Here is a 21519-nt window from a genome sequence, read left to right as displayed (position 1 = left end):
GTAGGTAAGAGTAGGTTATTAAATAGTAATTAACCTACTCTTGCTTATTTTTACGGTGCTAAGAACCTTCAACGAAAGGAGGTGCTGTTCTCGCAGGTATGTTGCTTAGTGCTTCTAAACTTTCAACTTTTAATAATAATTTTTTATTCTGCTCACTGAGTTGAGTGACACGACTCGCCAGGGCTATTTGCTGTTTATCACGACGTTGAGAGTTTGACTCTATAGCGGATAACTCCAGCGATAAATTTTTAATATTTTCAGTCAACTTTTCTTTTAGCGCGTCTATTGAGAACTCAGTAGCTACTTGCTTATTATTGACCTCGTTTACTGTGGCGTTTGTTGCCACAAGTGTTTTACCTTGAGTTACCGATAAATCAGTCAATAATTTATTGTCTTTTTGTAAAGTCTTAATTTCAGATTGGTTTCTTCGCCAAGCAGAAGCCCAGAGCTTGTCCATTTCTTCCCACAGTTTATCACTGGTCTTGCCGAGTGTTTCTATGCGTACTTTCATCTCTACTGCAGATTCACCCATTTCTTCGCCTGTAGCGGAAAGTTGGTGCTCTAAGTCGGCAATACGTTGCTCTGCTGAAGCTATAATGGCATTTGTTTTAATATTTTCTTGATAAAGCCAATAGCCAGCACCCGCAATAAATAAATAGATAAAAATAATAGCCGCTTTAGCTATTTTTATTGGTGGTGAACTAGGTGTTTTTTGTGGCTTTACTATTTTAGGCTGAGGTGATGTATTATCAACCGAATTAGCTGAAGCGGGAGAATAAGTTCGAGTATTTTTGAATGCCTCGACCTGATCTTTATCAGGCGTGATACTCGGCATGTTATGGTCGATTTGCTTGGTCAAAATATTTTCCTGTTAGTACTATTTATATCATTTTTATCTTATTGGTTATTCTACACAATTATAATTCTATGTATTCAAATTAATATCATTATTTTAATGAGATAAAAAATTGAAAAAAAAACCAATAAGTCAGACTTATCGGTTTTATAATATTTTAAGGATAAATGCTAGTAACTATCGTTATGAACACTCATTACCGCTCGACCTGAAGGGTCAGCATTATTTTGAAAACTTTCATCCCATGCTAATGCTTCTTCAGTACTACAGGCAACAGATTTACCACCAATAACACAGTCGGCTGCTGAGGAAAGTGGAAACTTATCTTCAAAAACAGTACGATAAAAGTAGGCTTCTTTACTGTCTGGTGTATTCACTGGAAATTTAAAGTTAGCCGTTGCAAGTTGCTGATCGGTCACTTGAGACTCAACATGCGCTTTTAAGCCGTCAATCCAAGAATAACCAACGCCATCAGAAAACTGCTCTTTTTGACGCCACAAGATCTCTTTAGGCAAATAACCTTCAAACGACTCACGTAAAATCGCTTTTTCCATTTTTCCATTGCCACACATTTTATCTTCTGGGTTGATGCGCATGGCAACATCCATAAAGTTTTTATCTAAAAATGGCACTCGGGCTTCAATACCCCAAGCTGACATAGATTTATTGGCACGTAAGCAATCAAACTTATGTAATCTGTCTAACTTACGGTTAAGTTCTTCATGAAACTCTTGTGCGTTAGGCGCCTTATGGAAATATAAGTAACCACCAAAAATTTCATCAGCGCCTTCACCTGAAAGTACCATTTTTATACCCATGGCTTTAATTTTACGCGCCATTAAGTACATAGGGGTAGAAGCTCGAATAGTGGTGACGTCATAAGTCTCTAAGTGATAGATAACTTCTTGTAAGGCATCTATACCTTCTTGCTCAGTAAACACCACGCTGTGATGAATAGTGCCTATGCTGTCTGCTACTGTTTTCGCGGCAATTAAATCTGGTGAGCCTTCAAGACCACAAGCAAAGGAGTGAACCTTTGGCCACCAAGCTTCAGCTAAGTCATTATCTTCAATACGGCGAGCGGCAAATTTTTGCGTTATAGCCGATATTAGCGATGAATCTAAACCACCCGATAATAAAACACCATAAGGTACATCAGTCATTAAATGACTTTTAACCGACTCTTCTAGCGCTTCACGAATTTTTGTTTTACTGGTGGTATTATCTTTAATCGCAGAATATTGTTGCCAGTTACGTTTATAATACTTTTGTAACTTGCCAACACGACTGTCAAGAATATGGCCAGGAGGAAACTCACTCACTGTTTTACAAATAGGCATCAATGCTTTCATTTCAGAGGCAACATAAAAGTTACCGTCTTCATCATAGCCAGTGTAAAGTGGGATAATGCCGATATGATCGCGTGCTATAAGGTAAGAGTTATCAGTTTCGTTGTATAAACAAAAAGCAAACATGCCTTGAAGTTTATCAATAAATTCGACGCCAAATTCTTTATATAGTGGCAGAATAATTTCACAATCTGAGCCAGTTTGAAATTGGTAATCTACCGTTAAGTTTGCTGCTAGGGCTTTATGGTTATAAATTTCACCATTTACAGCGAGAATGTTTGTTTTGTCTTCGTTATATAATGGTTGAGCACCATGCTCAGTATCAACAATTGATAAACGTTCATGCACTAAAATAGCATGTTCGCTGCTGTAAATACCGGACCAATCAGGACCACGGTGACGTAATAAACGAGAATATTCTAGGGCTTTCGGACGAAGTGCGTCTGCACCTGTTTTTATATCTAATATACCAAAGATCGAACACATTGAAGCGCTACTCCTTTAAATTATTAACAAATTGTGAGGTACGTATAAAATTAATCGTTTATACGATAGGGCCACTGTGACAGCTATAAAAATATTATCAAGTGCTATTTTGCTGAATAACTTATATATGGTTATAAAGAGCCGTTTTTAATGTAAAAAAAACGCTAAAGACTGCAATCAATAGCGTTTTATTAACCATCAAATGTTATTGATTAAATATTGTTAGTCACATCAACCGACAATTTTATCATTTGACCAGGTTGTAAATATTTTTTGCGATTTAAACTGTTCCAGCGTTCAATATCACTAATTGAGACCCTAAATTTATTGGCAATACGTGCGAAAGAGTCACCACGTCTTACCTTGTAGGTGATATTTCGCATGATTGCCTGCTCTGGCGGCTGGTAAGACGTTGTGCTGGCTAAATTGTCTTCAACCACAGCGCTTTTCTGCCAAATAACCAGTTTCTGGCCAAGTTTTAAAACATCGCGTGGCGCCATACCGTTCCATTTTGCAATACTTCGGCTACTGACCTTATAGGTTTGTCCTATATCCCATAAAGTATCGCCTGCTACGACAAGGTGTGTTGTTTTCTCTCCACTTCGTTGACGGTTTTTAGTTGTCGCCGTCCGTTGCTTTTGAGAAAAGACATAACTGTCGAGCGACTGCGTCGCTACAGGAATTAATAAATGTTTGCCCGCACGAATTTGTGTGCCTCTAATATTATTAACCTGTTTAATTAACTTGATATCAGTATTAAATTTATGGGCAATTTCACCTAAGTTATCACCTTCTTTAATTTTATAACGCTGCCATGCTAAACGATCTTCTTGGGGAAGTTCAGCAAGCTTCTTCACAAAATTAGCGACTTTATGGTTAGGTATCAATAAACTGTGAGGGCCATCAGGGTCAGTTGCCCAACGATTAAATCCAGGGTTTAAGCGCTGTAATTCAGCTAAAGATAAATCAGCTAACTTAGCCGCTTTTGCTAAATCTAACTGCGATCCTATATCAATATTGGTGATCTGACTCTTGTTTTCAATTTCGTAAAGTTTAATATTGAAATCTTCAGGTCGTTTTATTACATCGGCCAACGCAAGTAATTTTGGTACGTAAGCTCTAGTTTCTCTGGGTAAATCTAAAGACCAAAAATCTGTTGGTAAATTCTTACGAGCATTTTTTTTCATTGCCCGTTTTACGCGACCCTCACCAGAATTATACGCAGCGAGCGCTAATAACCAATCACCATCAAAAAATTTGTTTAAATATTTTAAATATTGAATCGCACCTTGTGTTGATGCAATGACATCACGGCGTCCGTCATACCACCAGTTCTGCTTCATATTGAATCGCTTGCCGGTTCCTGGAACAAATTGCCACATACCTGAAGCACGACCATGAGAGTATGCAAAGGGATCAAAAGCACTTTCAACTATAGGTAAAAGCGCTATTTCTAGCGGCATATCATTTTTTTCAAGTTCTTGCACAATATAAAAAATAAAGGGCTCAGCACGTTTTGCTACGCGGTCCAGATATTCAGGATGTTTTACAAACCAATTGCGTTGCTGCGTAAGGCGTTTATCTTCTGGAATTTCAAAGGTAAATTTAGTGCGAATACGTTGCCAGATATCATCGGATACATAAATATCATCAACAATTTCTGGGTCAGTTAAGGTAAATTCTACATCCGCAACCGGATGAATAATGTCAATGTTTTCATCGGCTAATATCGCCTGATTAATTTCAGCAGTGCTAGCGATCATCCGTTGGTCAATATCTGTTGCTTGAGCGCCATCACTATTTTGCACTGACGTCGCTTGACAACCCATTAGCATGACCGAGAAAGCAACAGAAAATGATAGCGGTAGAGCTTTTGCAAAAGTATATTTTTTAGCAGGTGATTTGTTTGATGTTTTTAAGATAAATTTCATGTAGGCACTATATTATTTTACTTAAGGTTAGTTTCACTTATTTAGCCTGTTTATTCAAGCGTGGCTAATACATTAGTCAAAGTGTTCTCGGCTTAGAATTCATTCTTCCACTGCCTAATAACGGTGAAAGTTGCTAAGGTATTTATTGAGTTTTTACCACTATAATCAACAGCGCTTTCGATGATTTCTTGTTGTTGGCAACGTAAAAACGGATTGATTTTTTTCTCAAGTAAAATAGAACTAGGGATGGTGGGAATATTTTTTGCTCGTCGTTCTACTACTTGATTGTAATAGTGAACGAGTTCAGCGTTATTTGGCTCAACCGCTAAAGCAAACTTTAAATTGGCTAAAGTGTATTCGTGCGCGCAGTAAACATGTGTTCGATCGGGTAAGTCGGTTAAACGGGTTAAAGCGCTCAACATCTGTTTTGGTGACCCTTCAAATATCCGCCCACAGCCGCCTGAGAATAAAGTATCACCACAAAAAACAGCATCACCAGTGTAATAACCGATATGATCTAAGGTGTGCCCAGCGAGATCAATGACTTCAAAAGAAGTTTCAAGCGCAGGAATTTCGATTATTTGCTTAGCGACTACCCGTACATCAACATTGGTTATCTTTTCATTTTCAGGCGCGTAAACAGTAAGTGGCCAGTTCTTATTTTTACAGTAGCTCTTTAACTCAGCAACACCACCGGTATGATCAGCATGATGATGGGTGATTAAAATAGCGCATAGCTGTAAATTATTTTCCTCTAAATAAGTAATGCAAGGTTTAGCATCTCCGGGATCGACCAGAGCAACGGGTTTTAGCATTTTATTATCGGTCACGTTTACTTCATGAGAGGTTATTGCCCAAAAATAATTGTCGGTAAAAGCGGGGATTGCCGTAATCAAAATTGGCTTTAGTGTTTGACTTTGCACGTTAAATCGTCCTCAATGAAGGTAGAGTAAGTAGTATACCCGTAAACGAACTAAAAAGGCGTATCTAACTGATGAAACCTGCTTTGGGCTATCGACAACCCCATTACCCAAAATCTTGGCAAGCTTTACCAAACGGCGAGGTCATTGTTAAAGAAATTGAACAAGTGTTAGCGCCGTGGTGGCCAAAATTTTTTGGTTATCATCTATTAAAAATTGGTGCACTCAGTGGTCATATTGACAGCTCAGGCTGTACAATTAAACATCAAATAAATTTAGTCGAGCGAAAACAAACCGGCGATATTATTGCTGATGTAGATGATTTACCCTTTTTAGAACATAGCATTGATGTTTGTTTACTTAGCCACGCCTTAGAATTTTCACTTGACCCTCACCATGTAGTGCGAGAAGCAAACCGAGTATTGATCCCTAATGGTTACTTAGTTATTACTGGTTTTAACCCTTTTAGTTTAGCGGGACTTAATAAATTTATTCCTTATCGTAAACATAACACTCCGTGGAACGAACGTTTTTTTTCGGCAATGCGAGTGAAAGATTGGCTACACTTAATGGGCTATGAAATATTAGTTGATGAAAAAGTTATTTATTCTTCTTTATCGGGACGGTTAAGCCAAGGTAAAATTGTTCAACTTTGGCAAAAAATCGCCAGTGACTTTTTACCTAATTTAGGGTCTATCTATGTCTTAGTGGCCAAAAAACGTGTTCACCCGTTAACGCCTATTAAGCCTAAATGGGCGATAAGGCCGAAGTTTAAACAGGTAGAAGTGCCTAGTATGAATTCATCACATAAAATTAACTAACTTTTAAGTTCCTAACAAAGAGAATACAGTAATGATCCATCGTAATGATTTAGAGCAGCACCTAAATGCCTTGCTAAAGCCTGAACAAATTAAAGACTTTTGTCCTAATGGTTTACAAGTTCAGGGTAGTGATCAAATCCATAAAATTGTCACAGGCGTAACCGCAACACAAGCGTTAATTGCCAGAGCTATTGATGAAAAAGCAGATGCTTTAGTGGTACACCATGGTTTTTTTTGGAAAAATGAATCTTATGTTATTCGTGGCATGAAATATCAACGAATTAAGGCGCTGCTTGATCACAATATAAGTTTATTTGCCTACCATTTGCCGCTTGATATTCATCCGGTATTAGGAAATAACGCTCAGCTTGCTCAATTATTTGAAATAAATAATGTCCAACCTCTAGAAGTTGGCAATCCTTTAAGTGTCGCTGTACGTGGTGAGTTCTCACATCATATTTCAGGTGATGAACTGAGTACACGTATCTCCCAGCAACTATCGAGAAATTGCTTGCATATTACACCACCGTCTAATAAAAAAATAAAAACAGTTGCTTGGTGCAGTGGTGGCGGACAAAATTATATCGAGCTTGCTGCAGAGCAGGGCATTGACGCGTTTATTAGTGGTGAAATTTCAGAGCAAACGACCCATGTTGCAACAGAAATGGATATTCATTTTTTTGCTGCTGGCCATCATGCAACCGAGCGTTATGGCGCTAAAGCGTTGGCCAAACATCTTGAAAAAGAATTATCAATACCAACAGTTTTTATTGATATTGATAACCCTGCTTAGAGAATATACTTAGCCGTAATGATTAAACCCTACGTCATCCAGAATACACCCCATACGACATATGCCCCCCATCCGTCATCCTGAATTTATTTCAGGATCTCGTATTTCATAGCACAAAGACCAGATACTGAAACGAGTTCAGCATGACGGGCGAAGAAGATAAAGCCCAGATACTGAAACCGTCATGCTGAATTTATTTCAGTATCAGTATGACAGCGTAGAACACAAAGACCAGATACTGAATGCACCCCATTCGTCATATGAGCCAGCACCCGTCATCCTGAATTTATTTCAGGATCTCGTATTTCAAAACACAAAGACCAGATACTGAAACCGTCATGCTGAATTTATTTCAGTATCAGCATTACGGCGGAGAATACAAAGAGCAGATACTGAAACGAGTCCAGTATGACGGCGAGAATACAAAGAGCAGATACTGAAACGAGTCCAGTATGACGGCGAGAATACAAAGACTTGATACTGAAACGAGTTCAGCATGACGGCGGAGAATACAAAGACCAGATACTGAAACGAGTTCAGCATGACGGGCGAAGAAGATAAAGCCCAAATACTGAAACCGTCATGGGCAATATAAGCCGCTACTAGCTCTTTAACCACTGAACCACGCGGCCTATGTTCTCATACCAGGCATGAGTTGTTTGTTCTAAATTTTTTGGCTTAGGGATATAATCTTGCCAATATCTTTCGTCATTCATTCCTTTTGTCCATTTACCTGCGGGGGCGGCGATGGGGTTAATACCTTCTCGTTGGAAGTACTTAATTGCACGCGGCATGTGGTCAGAATTAGTTACTAAGACAACGTTTTTTCCACTGACCCTTGGCGCCATTAATTGTGCTTCTTCTTCGGTATCTTGTGCAAATCCCTCAACAATTATTTTTCTCTCAGCAACACCTAACAGCATTGCGGCTTGCTTAACCTTCTCGGCATTACTTGTTTCGTCATTACCGGCATAACCTGAGGTAATTAAGTGCGCTTCAGGGTGAATACGCAGAATACGCATCGCTTCAACGAGTCGTTGCAACGAACAAATACCTAATTCGCTAGTCGCTGGTAATTGAGCGTCTGTGGTGTGCTTGCAGCCTAAAATAATAATATAATCAACAGGTTTACTTGAACGTGTGAACGCGGAGTATTGGCTTTCTAGCGGCGCCATAACTAGATTAGCAACCGGACCTAATGAACCTAGCGTTAATAATAAGGTCGCCAAGATTAAGCAGCTATAACTGAATCTCTTTTTATATTGATAAAAAATAATAGCTAATACCAATAATAGTATGACGATACTTAACGGCATGATCAGCGCGCTAATAATTTTTTTAAGTAAAAATAGATCCATAGTAATTAATCTTAGCTCGTTGTATATTTGAAAAATTATTCGAGATTATAATCATCATTGATGGATATACCAAGTGAAGTCATTGATTGATCACCTAGTGAGAGTTTACATGTCATATTGTTATGAGGTTGCCGTATTTTCTGTTAGTAAAGAAAATCAACAAAGAGTGATTGAATTAAGTCAGTTATTGTTTGAAGAAATGAACAAGGAAAGAGCCGTCTTAATATCACATCGTATATTAAGTAAGACCGATAATGATGAAGAAATTTGTTGGCAATTAGTTTGGTTAGATGAAGCAGCGGTTGAAGAAAATGCTAAAAAGTGGGCTACTTTTCCTAGCAGTGCAGAGCTAGAGTCACTGGTTGGAGCACGGCTTTATTACGGACATTTTTTAGCGATTTAAATTTAGGGTAAGCGACTAAAAAAAGCGAAGCAAGTTATGCTTCGCTTAGCTATTCTTTAAATTAAGCTTGTTAACATTTCGGCATTATATTCAACCAAATCTTCACCCACTCGCACTTTAGCGACGTAATCAGCATTAGCAATAAAAGGTCGTCCGATTGCGACTAAGTCAAACTTATTATCGGCAATGGCATCACTGGCAGTATCTGGAGTATAACTGCCTACACCCACTAATGTTTTAGTGTAGTTGGCGCGGATATAACTTGATGCTTGGCCATCTAAATAATCAAAGACCATAGAATCATCAAAAATACCTAAGTGTAAAAATGCCAGATCACGCTGTTCAAGTTCAGTCAGTAAGTGATCAAATACTTGGCGGTCTCTTGCATCCCCAGACATGAAGAAATAGGCACCTGGGCTTATTCTTAATGCCGTTCTATCTTTACCAATGCTGGCAATAACCGCATCAACAACCGCTAACGGAAAACGTGTCATGTTTTCTGGTGTTTCGCCGTATTCATCGGTGCGACGGTTGCTGTCGTAATGAAGGAACTGGTCAATTAAATAGCCGTTAGCACCATGAATCTCGACACCGTCAAAACCTGCTTCGATAGCATTTTTTGCCGCTTGAGCAAAGTCTGCTATTAACTGCTCAATCTCTTGATGAGTAACAGCTCTTGGCACTTGATAGTTTAAATCACGCATTCTCGGTACTGTGCCTTCAACACCTACTGCCGATGGCGCTAAAACGTCACTAGAGCCATTATTATTGTGCTCAAAGAAGTGAGGATGAGCAACTCGGCCGGTGTGCCAAAGTTGAGCAAATATTTTACCGCCCTTATCGTGAACTGTCTTGGTGACAAATTTCCAAGCATTGACTTGTTCTTGGGTAAATAAGCCCGGTGTATTTGGATTACCTTGACCATCAGGACGGATTATCGTTGCTTCAGAAATGATTAAACCGGCTTCTGCTCTGCGGCCATAATATTCGGCCATTGCTACCGTAGGCACTAAGTTATCATCGGCCATACAGCGGGTTAATGGCGCCATTAATATACGGTTATTTAAAGTGATGGTGTCATTTAGTGCATAAGGTTGGAATAAATTATCAGTCATTAATTATCTCTATTAATTGATTTCTTTCTTGAATATTCGTTCAAGATAACGTTATTTGAACAATCATTCAAGTATTATTTTTGAATGATTGTTCAAAATTAAGTATCATGTCGTTATCTAGTAGATAAATGAAAAGTGGTGATCATGAGAAATGCTGAGTTCGACCGAGAAAAAGTGCTAAGAGCAGCGATGAGCTTATTTATGGAAAAAGGCTATAGCAAGACAAGTATGCCTGATTTAAAAAAAGTGACAGGTTTACATCCAGGTTCAATTTATTGTGCATTTGAGAATAAACGCGGTTTACTGTTAGCCGCTATCGCCCAGTATAAAGCTGACCGTAATGCCGAATTTTCACAGTTTTTTTTAAGTGACGAAACCATTCTTGCACAATTAAAAAAATATTTAGACCATATGGTCAATGAATGTGTCAGCGGTGATCCCGCGAAAGGCTGCTTATTTATTAAAACCCTTTACGAGTCAACAGAAGAAGATCAAGAAGTACAAGCCGTTATTGCCGACAATGTTTTACAATGGCAACAAGCGCTAGCTGATAAGTTTTTGCAAGCACAAGCAGCGAAAGAATTATCATTAAATAAAAAGAGTGAACACTTAGCGCAATTTTTAATCATGGGGATTTATGGTTTACGCACTTTTGCTCAATCAAATCCAGATCCAGAGACATTAAAAGCGTTAGCAGAGCAATTATTTAACAGTATTGATAATTAACCGGTCGTTAACTGTAAAGCCGCTATAATAGCCTTATTATTGCAGTTTTTTTCATGGAGTTTTGTATGCGTTTATTTTTATTAGCTTTTTCTATTATCACGGTACTCTCAGGGTGTGGTAAAGAAGAGCAGCCTTTTGAAGAAGTTATTCGTCCTATTGCATGGCAAGAAGTTCAGCAAACCTCATTTGACCAAGTGCGTCGTTTGTCTGGCACTATTTACCCGGTTGAAGAAGCTAATTTAAGTTTTGAGGTTGGTGGAAAAATACAATGGATAAAAGTAAAACTCGGTGATGAAGTTAAGCGAGGCGATGCCCTAGCGCGTTTAGACCAACGAAACTTTAATTTGAGTCGTCAATCAGCACAAGCAAACCTACAAAAAAGCTATGCCGCACTATCTGAAACTGAAAATGAATATAAACGTTACGCCGAGTTATCAGCCAAAGGTTTAGTGTCAAAGTCTGGCTTTGATAATGCCAAAGCAGCTTTTGAGTCAGCAAGCAGTGCCGTAAACATTGCTAAAACTCAACTTGATATCGCCAATAAAGATTTAAGTGATTCAATATTAACGGCCCCTTACAATGGTAAAATAACGAAACGTCTTAGCGAACCTTCTATGCAAATTTCTCCGGGCCAAGCCATTTTTCAAATTGAAGGTGACGATGGTTTAGAGGTGCAAGTCATGGTCCCCGAAACGATGATCAGAGATTTATCTAAAGGAAGCGAAATTGATATTCATTATCCCGCGTTTCCCGGCTTAAACAGTAAAGGCACAATCGCAGAAATTAGTTCGCGCGCCGCTACAGCTAATGCATTTCCGGTGACTATTCTTATTAATTCTGAAACAAAAAATTTGCGAGCAGGCATGACAGCCGAAGTTGACTTTACCTTTCAAGGTATTGGACGAACGGGTTATCAAGGTAAAGCTTTTCGTCTCCCTATTGCAGCACTGGCAGCAGATGAAGGACAAAAGTCGTATGTATTTGTTTATAACGTTGAACAACAAATTTTACAAAAACGTATGGTGCAAACAGAAAGTATTTTAAACAATGAAGTCTTGGTTTCTGCTGGCTTATCGTCAGGAGAAATTATTGCGATTGCCGGTGTCTCGTTTTTACGTGATGGCCAGTCGGTTCGGTTGCTTGATAAGCATGTAAAGCGTTTTAATTAATCACGTTCCCGTATAACTTGAAATTTAGAGACTTTTATGAATTTAACTAAAATTGCTTTTACCTACCGAAAGTCCATTTTAATGGTACTTGCCTTATTATTGATCAACGGTGTTTTTGCTTATTTAACCTTACCAGCACAAGAAAACCCAACAATAACTATACGTAAAGCCATTGTTACCACTTCATACCCAGGCATGGCCCCCGAACGTGTTGAACAATTAATCACGCGTGCCATTGAAAAAGAAATTAGAAAAATTCCTGAAGTTGAAAAACTTACATCGACCTCAATGACGGGACAATCGGTCATTCATGTTGAAATTTACGATCGCTATTTTAATTTAGATAATATTTGGCAAGACTTACGTAATAAAGTTAAACAAGCGCAATTGAATTTGCCAGAAGGGACTAGTCCTCCTTTTGTTAATGACTCATTTGGTGACGTATCTGTTGTCACTTTAGCCTTAACCGCTGACGGTTTTGACTTAGGTGAAATGTATGATATTTCTAAACATATTCGTGACAATTTATACAGTGTTGCCGGTACTAAAAAGGTTGATATTATCGGCGTTCAAGCTGAGCGAATATACCTTGAAGTAAAAACAGCTAAACTCGCTCAATTGGGTATTTCACCGCGTAGCATTATTAGTGAACTACAAAATCAAAATATTATTAGTCCAGGTGGACAAATCGATACGGGTTTACGTTCCATAGTGGTTGAGCCAACGGGTAATTTTTCTTCACTGGAAGAAATAGGTAATACTCATATTAGGATCACCGGGACTGACGATACCATCGCGCTAAAAGATATTGTTAGCCTGCGCCGGGGCTTTATTGATCCGCCAGATAAACCTGCCTACTTTAATGGCGAGCCCGCTATTATGTTTGGGGTTTCCATGCTGCAAAAATATAACTTATTGGAATATGCGCCAAGAGTTAAAAATATGGTCACCAATATTGAAAATACTTTACCGATTGGTTACAAAATCAATATTGCAACTTATCAAGCGGATCAAGTACAGAAATCTATTGAAGGGGTCTCAATCAATGTAATACAAACACTGGTGATTGTATTATTGGTTGTTATTTACTTTTTAGGTTTACGTACCGGTTTAATTGTTGGCTCAATTGTACCTTTTGTGATGCTAACCACATTAGCTATTATGAAGTTCTCTGGTATGACGTTAGAGAAAATGAGCTTAGCAACACTTATCATTGCCTTGGGTTTATTGGTTGATAATGGAATTGTTATCGCTGAAGACTTTAAACGAAGAATTGAACAAGGTATAGACCGCTTTGATGCCATGTGCCAGGGCGGTAAAGAACTTGCCATGCCATTACTCAGTTCATCGGTAACCACTATTTTATTTTTCTTACCCTTAATGCTTGCCGAGCATGTGGCGGGTGAATTCACCCGCTCAGTTTCCCTGGTTATACTGATAACGTTGATGACCAGTTGGGTTTTAGCTTTATGTGTTACTCCAACGCTTTGTTATTTCTTTATCAAAGCTGAAAATAAGGGGTCGGCAACAACAGATAAACCCACTGAAAATTCAACGAAATTCTATCAAATATATGAAAAATTTCTTCATTGGGTTTTAGCACATAAAGCCATTTTTATGACCTTGATGGTCGTCACCTTAATCGTATCTTTAAGTGGCTTTGGCTTACTAAAAAAACAATTCTTTCCTGACTCTGACCGAACTCAGGTGATGATGTACATTGACCTACCTAATGGGACTTCGGCAAGAGAAACTAATCGTCAAATGCAAGAGGTGTTTACTTGGTTAGATGATAAGACGAGTTTTCCTGAGATCAGTAACTATTCGGGGTATTCTGGTTTTAACGGACCGCGTTTTGTATTAACACTTAATCCAGAAGATCCCGCTAATAATAAAGGGTTTGTCGTCATTAATGTTAAAGATGAGACAAAAATTAATACTTTTGTTAATAAATTACATAACGGTATTATTGAAAACTTCCCCAATGTGTCTGGACGCGTTAAGCGGATGTTTGCGGGCCCTTCAGATTCAAGCACAATAAGTATTCAAGTAAAAGGTCCTGATAAAGACATTTTATATGAAAAAGCTAAAGAAATTATGAGCGTTTTACAAGCGGTCCCTCATACTAAAAATGTGCGTACCGATTGGGAAAATCGTATTGTTAAGATGCAAGTTAAAATTGATCAACATCGTGCCCGTCGAGCCGGTGTTACCTCTTCTGACGTAGCTACCGCCTTACAAGGCTACTTTAGCGGCGCTAATGTTACTGAATATCGTGATGGCGATGATATTATTCCCGTGGTGTTTCGCGCAGAAGAAGAAGAGCGTTTTAATCTAGATAGGCTGCGTACCGTTTCAATATTTTCTAATCAAACTGGATCATCAGTGCCGTTATTTCAAGTGGCAGACTTTATTCCAGTTAATCAGTATGCAAAAATTCAACGTGAGAACATGTTTACCACTATCACGATTGAAGCCAGTAATACCCAAATGACAGCGGAAGATCTAAAGGGGGTTATTGACGGCGATATTCAAGCATTAAAAAAAGATTTACCCGTTAACCATTTAATTGAATACGACGGTGTTATTGTCCAGTCTAAAGAAGCGCAACAAGCTCTTGGGGCTAGTATGCCGATGGTTATTGGTTTGGTGCTAATTTTATTGGTTATGCAATTTAATTCATTCCGCCGAGCGTCAATTATTGTGCTGACTATTCCCTTATCACTGATAGGGACGGTTGTTGGTTTATTAGTCATGAATGCGCCTTTTGGATTTATGGTCACCTTAGGTATTTATAGTTTGGCAGGTATTATTATTAATAATGCGATTGTCTTAATTGACCGAATTGAAATTGAACGAGCCACAGGGCAAAGTGACTATCAAGCCATTGTTAATTCGTGTTTAACACGGTTACGCCCAATAACGATGACAACCGTTACCACCATTATGGGGTTATTACCGTTATTGATAGACCCAATGTCAATGTTTTATGGTATGGCAACCGTATTAGCATTCGGCTTAGGCGTTGGCACAATTTTAACCTTAGCGGTTGTACCTGTTTTATATGCCAGTTTCTTTAAGATCAGTCGATGCTAGTTCATGTACTGTTAGTTGAAGATGATCTTGATTTAGCGACAACAATTATTGATTATCTTGAATTAGAAGGCATAACCTGTGATCACGCAGCTAACGGTGTTGCTGGCTTAGCATTGCTCAGTAATCACCACTTTGATGTGATGATCCTCGATGTGAATATGCCGCGCATGGACGGTTTAACCGTCTGCAAAAAAATGCGCGAGCAAGGAAATAGTACGGCGATTTTGATGTTGACCGCTCGAGATACCTTAGATGATAAACTGGCTGGCTTTGCGGCAGGATCAGATGATTACTTGGTTAAACCGTTTGAAATGCAAGAGCTGATTGCCCGTATTCAGGTGTTAGCAAATCGCCGCAGTGGTCAAACAAACCGATTATCACTGTTCGGTCTTGACGCTGATTTTGGCGCTAAAACATTAAAACGGCAACAACGTACGTTACAATTGTCACCAACAGGTTGGAAAATTCTTGAAGTACTGATGCGAAAATCACCTGAGGTTGTTTCAAAAAAACAACTGTTACAAGCTGTTTGGGGTAATGAACAACCAGACAGTGATAGTTTGAAAGTCCATTTGTTTAAATTGAGACAACAAGTCGATACCAGCAATGAAAGTAAGCTTATTCATACGGTGGCGGGACAAGGTTTTGTTTTTCGTGCATGATGAGATTAATGAACATTATAATAGCGACTTTATAGTTAATAATTGATATGAGTAAAACCAAGAAAAAACCACAAACCCTTCGTCGATACGTCTTAAAAGTACAAAGCATGATTGCCTTAATTATCGTGCTTAGTTACACCTTAGTGATTAACTTTTATTTTATTCATGGGCTTGATGAAGCTAACTTTCAGGATCTTCATTTAGAAAGTAATGATTTTGCACGTCAATATCAAAAAAACATCGATCATCCACTGCCTAATAACATTCACTTCCAAGGTTTTTTAGATTGGAAAAGTCTTCCCGTCGAAGTACGAGAGCATTTTGCTGCCTTTGAAAATGTAAAAAAAATGGCGATGGATAACATTAGACTTTTCAGTGAAGACACTTTTATTTCATGGCCAGAGCAGGCTATATTTGTTATTGCACAGCCCTTATTTGATGGTAAAATTTTCTATTTAGTACGAAAAATAAATATTAAACAATATGATGCCTTAAGCCAAATGGGTATCAGTAAAATGTTCCAGCTAACGTGGCCAATCGCATTAATTTTTTTATTAGTGATGCATTTTTCTGTCCAGTTATTGCTTAAACGAACGTTAACACCCTTTTATCGTATTGGTGATTGGGTTGAAAGTTTAACCCTTGAAAATGTTGAGCAAGACACACCAAACTTTGAATTCTATGAATTAACAGCGATTGCAGTTCAACAACAAAAAGCGCTATTAAGGCTCAGTGCTATGCTTGGTAAAGAACAAGATTTTTTACGCCATGCAAGTCATGAATTACGAACCCCAATAGCGGTTGTTAAAAGTAACAGTGAATTATTAACCCGAATATTCTCTAGCGAAAATAATAAAGACAAAGGTGAACAGTCTTTAGCCCGAATCAGTAGGGCAGCACTCAATATGCAACACACCACAGAAACACTATTATGGCTCAGCCAGGAACACTCCATAGAACAAAGCAATCAACAAACATTGGCTTTAGTCGAAATAGACTTAAACTTGATGATTAACAACTTGGTTGAAGATAACGCGTACTTATTACAAAGTAAAAAAGTTAAAATAACACTTAAATTGACGCCTACTCATATTAAGGTACTTGAAACACCTTGTCGCTTGATCCTCAACAACTTAATTCGCAATGCATTTCAATATACAGCAGAAGGCGAAGTTATTATTCAATGTAGCCAAGGCCTAGTTATCGTTGAAAATATTAATATAAGTGAAGGTGACTTTGATCACAGTGGTGCTGATTACGGCTATGGTTTAGGTTTAAGGTTAGTTGATAAAATCGTCAATAAAATGCATTGGTCATATCAAAATAATGATGCAAGTGGTGGCCGTAAAGCGACTGTTGATTTTCGAACCTCTATTTAACTAACTAACAAACTAACAAACTAACAAACTAACTTCATCTTTATCGAGATAGGTTAATATCTTGGCATTTTAGATAAATGGCCTCTAGGGAAAATCACACAAACTTATCACACCCTATTCATCGCGGAGTTGATGACTAGATAATAACATCGATATCGACTAACTATTATTAATGCAAACTAACATAAAGTAGCATTAATACAGCAATTACCTAATACCAATACGACTTAAATAACTCATCTGCTAACATTTATTGCCGTAATCACCATACAAGTTCTTCACCATCAATGAGTTGAGTTAGCCCATCTACTTATTAATATCAGTAAAATATTGTTATTAAGCGATCAGTGACTATAATTTTATAGATATCTTTTATAGGATTAACTTAATGAAAAAACATTTAATATTAGTAACAACTTTACTTACCATGTCTTCACCTGCGTTCGCTGACTGGTCATCAACCGTTACAGTAGCAAGCGATTATCTTTTTAATGGTGTTAGTCAAACAGATGAGGGCCCAGCACTTCAAGGTAGTCTTGATTGGTCTGGTGCGGGGGGTTGGTATGCGGGTGGTTGGGCGTCAAATGTTGATTTTGGTGATGATACGAATATAGAAGCAGATGTTTATCTCGGTTATTACACCGCAGTAAATGATAACGTTAATCTTGATGTTGGCGTTGCTCAATATACTTATAACGGCGCAAGCTATAGTTCTGACGGTAACTATACTGAGATATATACTAAATGGAATTTCGGCGCTACCGATTTAAACTTTTGGTATGCTTGGGATTACTTTGGAACAGGGGCAGGTCATTACATTGTTATGTTAAATCATACCTTTACCATTAATGATGAGTTAACTTTATTAGTGGGTATTGACAGGTCGAGTAGTTTAGATGATGACAAATGGCAATGGGAGCCCGGTAGTGACAGTTATAACCACTGGCAAGTCACCAGTAACTTTAGTACCAATGGTTTTGATTTTTCATTAGGGCTGCACGGCACTGATTTAGATACTTATGGCGATACCACACTATTGCTTACCGTTGCTCGTACATTTCAGTTTTAGGAGATAGCCATGTTTAATAAAGTCATAAAAATTATATTAATTTTGTCTTTTAGCACACCCGCATTTAGCGACACCGTCCATCTAACCTCGTTAACTTGGCCGCCATATTCAGGAAAGGCTTTAAATGAGCAAGGTGCTTCAGTTGCTGTAGCTAAAGCAGCGTTTAAGGCAATGGGACATGAGTTGAAGGTTGATTTTTTCCCTTGGAGCCGTGCTGTAAAGCTTGCATCGGAACCAGACTCAAAATATGCAGGTTATTTTCCTGAGTATTACTATGAGTCTAATGAGTTTTCATTTTCTAATCCGATGGGGAAGGGCCCTTTAGGGTTAATTGAAAACAAGAAAAAACCCATAGTATGGTCGGCGGTTAAAGATTTAACGCAATATAAAATTGGCGTAGTTCAAGATTATGTTAATACAGCTGAAGTTGATGCATTAATTGCTAGTGGCGAAATAAAAGCGCAAACCGCTACCTCTGATGAAACCAACATTCGTAAAGTTGCGGGTGGTCGAATCGATGCTGCTGTTATCGATACCAATGTTTTCAGCTACTTACTAGCAAATAGCAAAGACTTAGAAAAGGCGCAAGAACAAGTGCAAATGAATGTTAAGTTGTTGACAGAAAAAGAATTGTTCGTAGCCTTTAAAAAGAGTGCAGAAGGTCAGAAATGGTTAGCTATCTATAATGAAGGTTTAAAGAAGATTGATATTACGGCGGTGATGAAAAAATATTTGAATGAATAGGACCTTATGTCAATTATACATAAAGAATAGTTTTTCAGGCTAACTCAATAGATTGCTATATTTACGCACTTTGTTATTAATGAATATGATAACAGTTGATTAAAAGCAGATGTGCGTAATTCACTCAACTATACATTACACAAGGTTAATACGATGAAACTAGTTATTGGTTTACTTACTATTGCTATTTCACTGCCAGCATCTGCAGCGACAGTTACTATTCGTGCGGACGACTGGTTTCCGATGAATGGCGATCCAAATGGTGACAAGCAAGGCTATATGATTGATATGGCTACAGCAATTTTTACAGCAGCAGGACATACTGTTGATTATAAGGTAATGCCATGGGAAAGGGCGGTAAACTCGGTTCGTGAAGGTAAGTTTGACTGCGTTGTCGGAGCGTATCCTGAAGATGCACCCGATTTTATTTTTCCTTCTTTGAATTGGGGAATGGATGGTACGGGATATTATGTTAATAATGCATCAACTTGGACATTTACCGGTTTTGATTCGCTATTAACTCAGAAAGTGGGTGTTATTAGTGGTTATGCTTATGGCGAAGAGTTTGACGCGTTAATAAAAAGTCGACCCGATGTTTTTAAAGATGTTTCAGGAACTGATGCTTTGGAAAAAAACTTTAAAAAACTCGTTAATAACCGAATTGATGTTGTCGTTGAATCGGTTTCAGTCGCGAATGCAAAGTTAAAAGAACTTGGTTTTAATGAAGCACTAAAAAGCGCAGGGACTAACGCTGAAAAAGCACCGATTTACATTGCTTGTTCACCTGCAAAACCGACCAGTAAAATGTACATTGAATTAATCGAAAAAGGTACAGAAACACTTAGAGCATCTGGACAGCTAAAAGATATTCTAAATAAATATGGTCTACAAGACTGGCAGTAAAAAGGTATAAAAATAATATGAACGTTACTAAATCTATATCATTTAAACTTATTTTTTCAGCATTGATTATTGTCACCACACTCGTCATTTCTTTTGGTGTGTATGATTATATGGCACAAAGTAATTTACTGAAAAATAAGCAAATAAATCAACTTTCTTTGGTCGAATCTCGATTAAAACTTAATTTGCCTTCTGCTGTTTGGAATTATGAAGAAGATCAAATGAAGGGTATTTTAAACTCGGAACAACAATCAGAAGACATCGCTTTAATAGAAATAACCAATGAAGATAAAAAAACAATATCTCAATCAAAAGGAAAGAAAACAAACGAAGCGATCACTTTTAAGTTACAACATATTGAGGACGGTCAAAGTACCAGTGTTGGTAATGTTACTTTGTTTATCGATAGTTCTTCAATAGATCTCGAATTGTCATCTTTAGCTTCTCGCATCATTGTTAAAGGAGTATTGCTTGACGTATTTTTAATTTCAGCGATCTACTTTTTATTCGCTAAACTAGTGACGCAGCCTTTAAGTGAAGTTGCCAATGCTTTAGAGAATATTGCGCGTGGAGAAGGCGACCTAACGCAGCGACTACGCGTTAAACGTGAAGACGAAATAGGCCTTGTTGCAGAGTCATTCAACGTCTTTGTTGATAAAATTCAATTGCTTGTTCAATCTATTCAATTGTCGGTAAAGCAGACTTCAGAGGTGTCACAAAATGTATATCAAGCTTCTGAGGCCAGTCGTGGGCATTTAGAAAATCAACAGTCTGAAACGGATCAGGTGGCTACCGCCATCACTGAAATGTCTGCGTCAGCAAAAGAAATTGCTAATAATGTTCAGTTAACTGCAGGCTCAGCAGAGCAAGCAAATCAAGATGCACGAGCAGTATCCGCTATTATTAAAGAGTCTATTGAGTCAATAAATGGCTTATCTGATCACCTTAATGAAGCCACTAAGGTGGTTGGTGCACTTGAGGATGATGTTAAAGGCATTGTTTCAGTCTTAGATGTCATTCGCGGAATTGCCGAACAAACAAACTTATTGGCGTTAAACGCTGCCATTGAAGCGGCTCGTGCTGGAGAGCAAGGGCGTGGTTTTGCTGTGGTTGCAGATGAAGTTAGGGCTTTGGCCAGTCGAACTCAAGAAAGCACTGCACAAATTCAGCAGACCATTGAACGTTTACAATCAGGTGCTAAATCAGCGGTTCATGTTATGGAAGATAGCCAGGTTAAAAGTAAAGCGTCAGTTGAAAATGCACTCAGTTCAGGTGAGTCTATTAGTAGCATTTTAAGCTCTACAGAACAAATTACTGAAATGGCGACGCAAATAGCCTCTGCGGTTGAAGAACAAAGTACTGTTGCAGAAGAGTTAAGCAGCAACGTTAATAGAATTGTTAGCGCAGGTCATAGCAGTTTAGAACAATTAAATGCGATGACAAAAAATTCTCAACTTATGCAAAGTTCTTCAGATGAGCTCAATAAATTAACGCAACAATTTAAAGCTTAACGTAAGGCATTAAATTTTTAGGTACGTATATTTACCGGTATGTGATTCTTTTACTGATAGATTTTACTCATCTATTTAAAAGGGGGGAACTTTAAATAACTATGGAGTTTTCCTTCGCTCTTAGAGACGATTAAATGCTGATTATAATTTGCTAACAACAAATTATAATCAGTTTTTTTAGCTGTTTATTTCAGATCAGCGTCATGATTAAAGTGGCGTTATGGATTA

The 21519-nt window shown here is 38.1% G+C and carries 18 protein-coding genes; 12 read left to right on the top strand and 6 right to left on the bottom strand.

The window, feature by feature from the left end; translation table 11 throughout:
* Positions 1–58: 58 nt before the first annotated feature.
* The 4 genes from H4J56_RS09435 to gloB all read right to left on the bottom strand — a co-directional run bounded on the left by H4J56_RS09435 (position 59) and on the right by gloB (position 5545).
* Complete coding sequence (locus tag H4J56_RS09435) at positions 59–859, bottom strand: hypothetical protein (protein WP_182214324.1); 801 nt, start codon at positions 857–859, stop codon at positions 59–61.
* Between the two features lie 167 nt (positions 860–1026).
* On the bottom strand, positions 1027–2691 hold the full coding sequence (gene asnB / locus H4J56_RS09430; protein ID WP_182241826.1) for an asparagine synthase B: 1665 nt from the start codon (positions 2689–2691) through the stop codon (positions 1027–1029).
* A 212-nt stretch (positions 2692–2903) separates the two neighbouring features.
* The gene (locus H4J56_RS09425) at positions 2904–4622 is read right to left on the bottom strand and encodes a LysM peptidoglycan-binding domain-containing protein (RefSeq protein ID WP_182230405.1); all 1719 of its coding nucleotides are present in this window, start codon (positions 4620–4622) and stop codon (positions 2904–2906) included.
* A 92-nt stretch (positions 4623–4714) separates the two neighbouring features.
* A complete protein-coding gene (gene gloB / locus H4J56_RS09420) occupies positions 4715–5545 on the bottom strand; it encodes a hydroxyacylglutathione hydrolase (RefSeq protein ID WP_310733835.1) in 831 nt (276 codons plus the stop codon).
* A gap of 71 nt (positions 5546–5616) precedes the next feature.
* Between gloB and H4J56_RS09415 the strand changes: the two genes are divergently transcribed.
* Together H4J56_RS09415 and H4J56_RS09410 are read left to right on the top strand one after the other, a co-directional pair.
* Positions 5617–6363, top strand: coding sequence for a class I SAM-dependent methyltransferase (locus H4J56_RS09415; protein ID WP_182222146.1), 747 nt, complete (start codon positions 5617–5619; stop codon positions 6361–6363).
* 31 nt (positions 6364–6394) lie between these two features.
* Complete coding sequence (locus H4J56_RS09410; RefSeq protein ID WP_220465294.1) at positions 6395–7156, top strand: Nif3-like dinuclear metal center hexameric protein; 762 nt, start codon at positions 6395–6397, stop codon at positions 7154–7156.
* A gap of 602 nt (positions 7157–7758) precedes the next feature.
* Here the strand turns inward: H4J56_RS09410 and H4J56_RS09405 are convergent.
* The gene (locus tag H4J56_RS09405) at positions 7759–8514 is read right to left on the bottom strand and encodes an ElyC/SanA/YdcF family protein (protein ID WP_182259231.1); all 756 of its coding nucleotides are present in this window, start codon (positions 8512–8514) and stop codon (positions 7759–7761) included.
* 109 nt (positions 8515–8623) lie between these two features.
* On the opposite strand from H4J56_RS09405, the gene H4J56_RS09400 reads away from it, so the two are divergent.
* Positions 8624–8917 carry a hypothetical protein gene (locus tag H4J56_RS09400; protein ID WP_182222144.1) on the top strand — a complete coding sequence of 98 codons (294 nt, stop codon included), beginning with the start codon at positions 8624–8626 and terminating at the stop codon, positions 8915–8917.
* Between the two features lie 56 nt (positions 8918–8973).
* On the opposite strand, the gene H4J56_RS09395 is transcribed toward H4J56_RS09400, so the two are convergent.
* Complete coding sequence (locus H4J56_RS09395; protein WP_182251278.1) at positions 8974–10032, bottom strand: alkene reductase; 1059 nt, start codon at positions 10030–10032, stop codon at positions 8974–8976.
* 144 nt (positions 10033–10176) lie between these two features.
* Between H4J56_RS09395 and H4J56_RS09390 the strand changes: the two genes are divergently transcribed.
* The 9 genes from H4J56_RS09390 to H4J56_RS09350 all read left to right on the top strand — a co-directional run bounded on the left by H4J56_RS09390 (position 10177) and on the right by H4J56_RS09350 (position 21291).
* Positions 10177–10758, top strand: coding sequence for a TetR/AcrR family transcriptional regulator (locus tag H4J56_RS09390; protein ID WP_070376693.1), 582 nt, complete (start codon positions 10177–10179; stop codon positions 10756–10758).
* A 65-nt stretch (positions 10759–10823) separates the two neighbouring features.
* On the top strand, positions 10824–11927 hold the full coding sequence (locus H4J56_RS09385) for an efflux RND transporter periplasmic adaptor subunit (protein WP_157471051.1): 1104 nt from the start codon (positions 10824–10826) through the stop codon (positions 11925–11927).
* A 36-nt stretch (positions 11928–11963) separates the two neighbouring features.
* Positions 11964–15023 (top strand): efflux RND transporter permease subunit, encoded by a 3060-nt coding sequence (locus tag H4J56_RS09380; protein ID WP_182222142.1) that lies wholly within the window; start codon positions 11964–11966, stop codon positions 15021–15023.
* A complete protein-coding gene (locus tag H4J56_RS09375; RefSeq protein WP_182244450.1) occupies positions 15017–15685 on the top strand; it encodes a response regulator transcription factor in 669 nt (222 codons plus the stop codon). Before H4J56_RS09380 ends, H4J56_RS09375 begins: the two co-directional genes overlap by 7 nt.
* Positions 15686–15732: 47 nt before the next feature.
* Positions 15733–17064, top strand: a complete 1332-nt coding sequence (locus tag H4J56_RS09370) for a HAMP domain-containing sensor histidine kinase (RefSeq protein ID WP_182244451.1) — start codon at positions 15733–15735, stop codon at positions 17062–17064.
* Between the two features lie 388 nt (positions 17065–17452).
* On the top strand, positions 17453–18133 hold the full coding sequence (locus H4J56_RS09365) for a TorF family putative porin (protein WP_182214343.1): 681 nt from the start codon (positions 17453–17455) through the stop codon (positions 18131–18133).
* Between the two features lie 9 nt (positions 18134–18142).
* Complete coding sequence (locus H4J56_RS09360) at positions 18143–18877, top strand: ABC transporter substrate-binding protein (RefSeq protein ID WP_182259230.1); 735 nt, start codon at positions 18143–18145, stop codon at positions 18875–18877.
* A gap of 153 nt (positions 18878–19030) precedes the next feature.
* The gene (locus H4J56_RS09355) at positions 19031–19780 is read left to right on the top strand and encodes an ABC transporter substrate-binding protein (protein ID WP_182230413.1); all 750 of its coding nucleotides are present in this window, start codon (positions 19031–19033) and stop codon (positions 19778–19780) included.
* A 17-nt stretch (positions 19781–19797) separates the two neighbouring features.
* Positions 19798–21291 carry a methyl-accepting chemotaxis protein gene (locus tag H4J56_RS09350; protein WP_182214348.1) on the top strand — a complete coding sequence of 498 codons (1494 nt, stop codon included), beginning with the start codon at positions 19798–19800 and terminating at the stop codon, positions 21289–21291.
* Positions 21292–21519 lie beyond the last annotated feature (228 nt).

The organism is Colwellia sp. BRX8-4, from assembly GCF_014077345.1.
Taxonomy (GTDB): domain Bacteria; phylum Pseudomonadota; class Gammaproteobacteria; order Enterobacterales; family Alteromonadaceae; genus Colwellia_A.
The sequence above is the reverse complement of the archived record's forward strand: the minus strand, read 5'-3'. Positions and strand labels throughout refer to the sequence as shown.

What these genes read in the sequence shown, in the direction of transcription:
- asnB (WP_182241826.1), bottom strand. Translation starts at nt 2,691, where the DNA reads ATGTGTTCGATCTTTGGTATATTAGATATAAAAACAGGTGCAGACGCA.
- H4J56_RS09425 (WP_182230405.1), bottom strand. Translation starts at nt 4,622, where the DNA reads ATGAAATTTATCTTAAAAACATCAAACAAATCACCTGCTAAAAAATAT.
- H4J56_RS09415 (WP_182222146.1), top strand. Translation starts at nt 5,617, where the DNA reads ATGAAACCTGCTTTGGGCTATCGACAACCCCATTACCCAAAATCTTGG.
- H4J56_RS09410 (WP_220465294.1), top strand. Translation starts at nt 6,395, where the DNA reads ATGATCCATCGTAATGATTTAGAGCAGCACCTAAATGCCTTGCTAAAG.
- H4J56_RS09405 (WP_182259231.1), bottom strand. Translation starts at nt 8,514, where the DNA reads ATGGATCTATTTTTACTTAAAAAAATTATTAGCGCGCTGATCATGCCG.
- H4J56_RS09400 (WP_182222144.1), top strand. Translation starts at nt 8,624, where the DNA reads ATGTCATATTGTTATGAGGTTGCCGTATTTTCTGTTAGTAAAGAAAAT.
- H4J56_RS09395 (WP_182251278.1), bottom strand. Translation starts at nt 10,032, where the DNA reads ATGACTGATAATTTATTCCAACCTTATGCACTAAATGACACCATCACT.
- H4J56_RS09390 (WP_070376693.1), top strand. Translation starts at nt 10,177, where the DNA reads ATGAGAAATGCTGAGTTCGACCGAGAAAAAGTGCTAAGAGCAGCGATG.
- H4J56_RS09385 (WP_157471051.1), top strand. Translation starts at nt 10,824, where the DNA reads ATGCGTTTATTTTTATTAGCTTTTTCTATTATCACGGTACTCTCAGGG.
- H4J56_RS09380 (WP_182222142.1), top strand. Translation starts at nt 11,964, where the DNA reads ATGAATTTAACTAAAATTGCTTTTACCTACCGAAAGTCCATTTTAATG.
- H4J56_RS09375 (WP_182244450.1), top strand. Translation starts at nt 15,017, where the DNA reads ATGCTAGTTCATGTACTGTTAGTTGAAGATGATCTTGATTTAGCGACA.
- H4J56_RS09370 (WP_182244451.1), top strand. Translation starts at nt 15,733, where the DNA reads ATGAGTAAAACCAAGAAAAAACCACAAACCCTTCGTCGATACGTCTTA.
- H4J56_RS09365 (WP_182214343.1), top strand. Translation starts at nt 17,453, where the DNA reads ATGAAAAAACATTTAATATTAGTAACAACTTTACTTACCATGTCTTCA.
- H4J56_RS09360 (WP_182259230.1), top strand. Translation starts at nt 18,143, where the DNA reads ATGTTTAATAAAGTCATAAAAATTATATTAATTTTGTCTTTTAGCACA.
- H4J56_RS09355 (WP_182230413.1), top strand. Translation starts at nt 19,031, where the DNA reads ATGAAACTAGTTATTGGTTTACTTACTATTGCTATTTCACTGCCAGCA.
- H4J56_RS09350 (WP_182214348.1), top strand. Translation starts at nt 19,798, where the DNA reads ATGAACGTTACTAAATCTATATCATTTAAACTTATTTTTTCAGCATTG.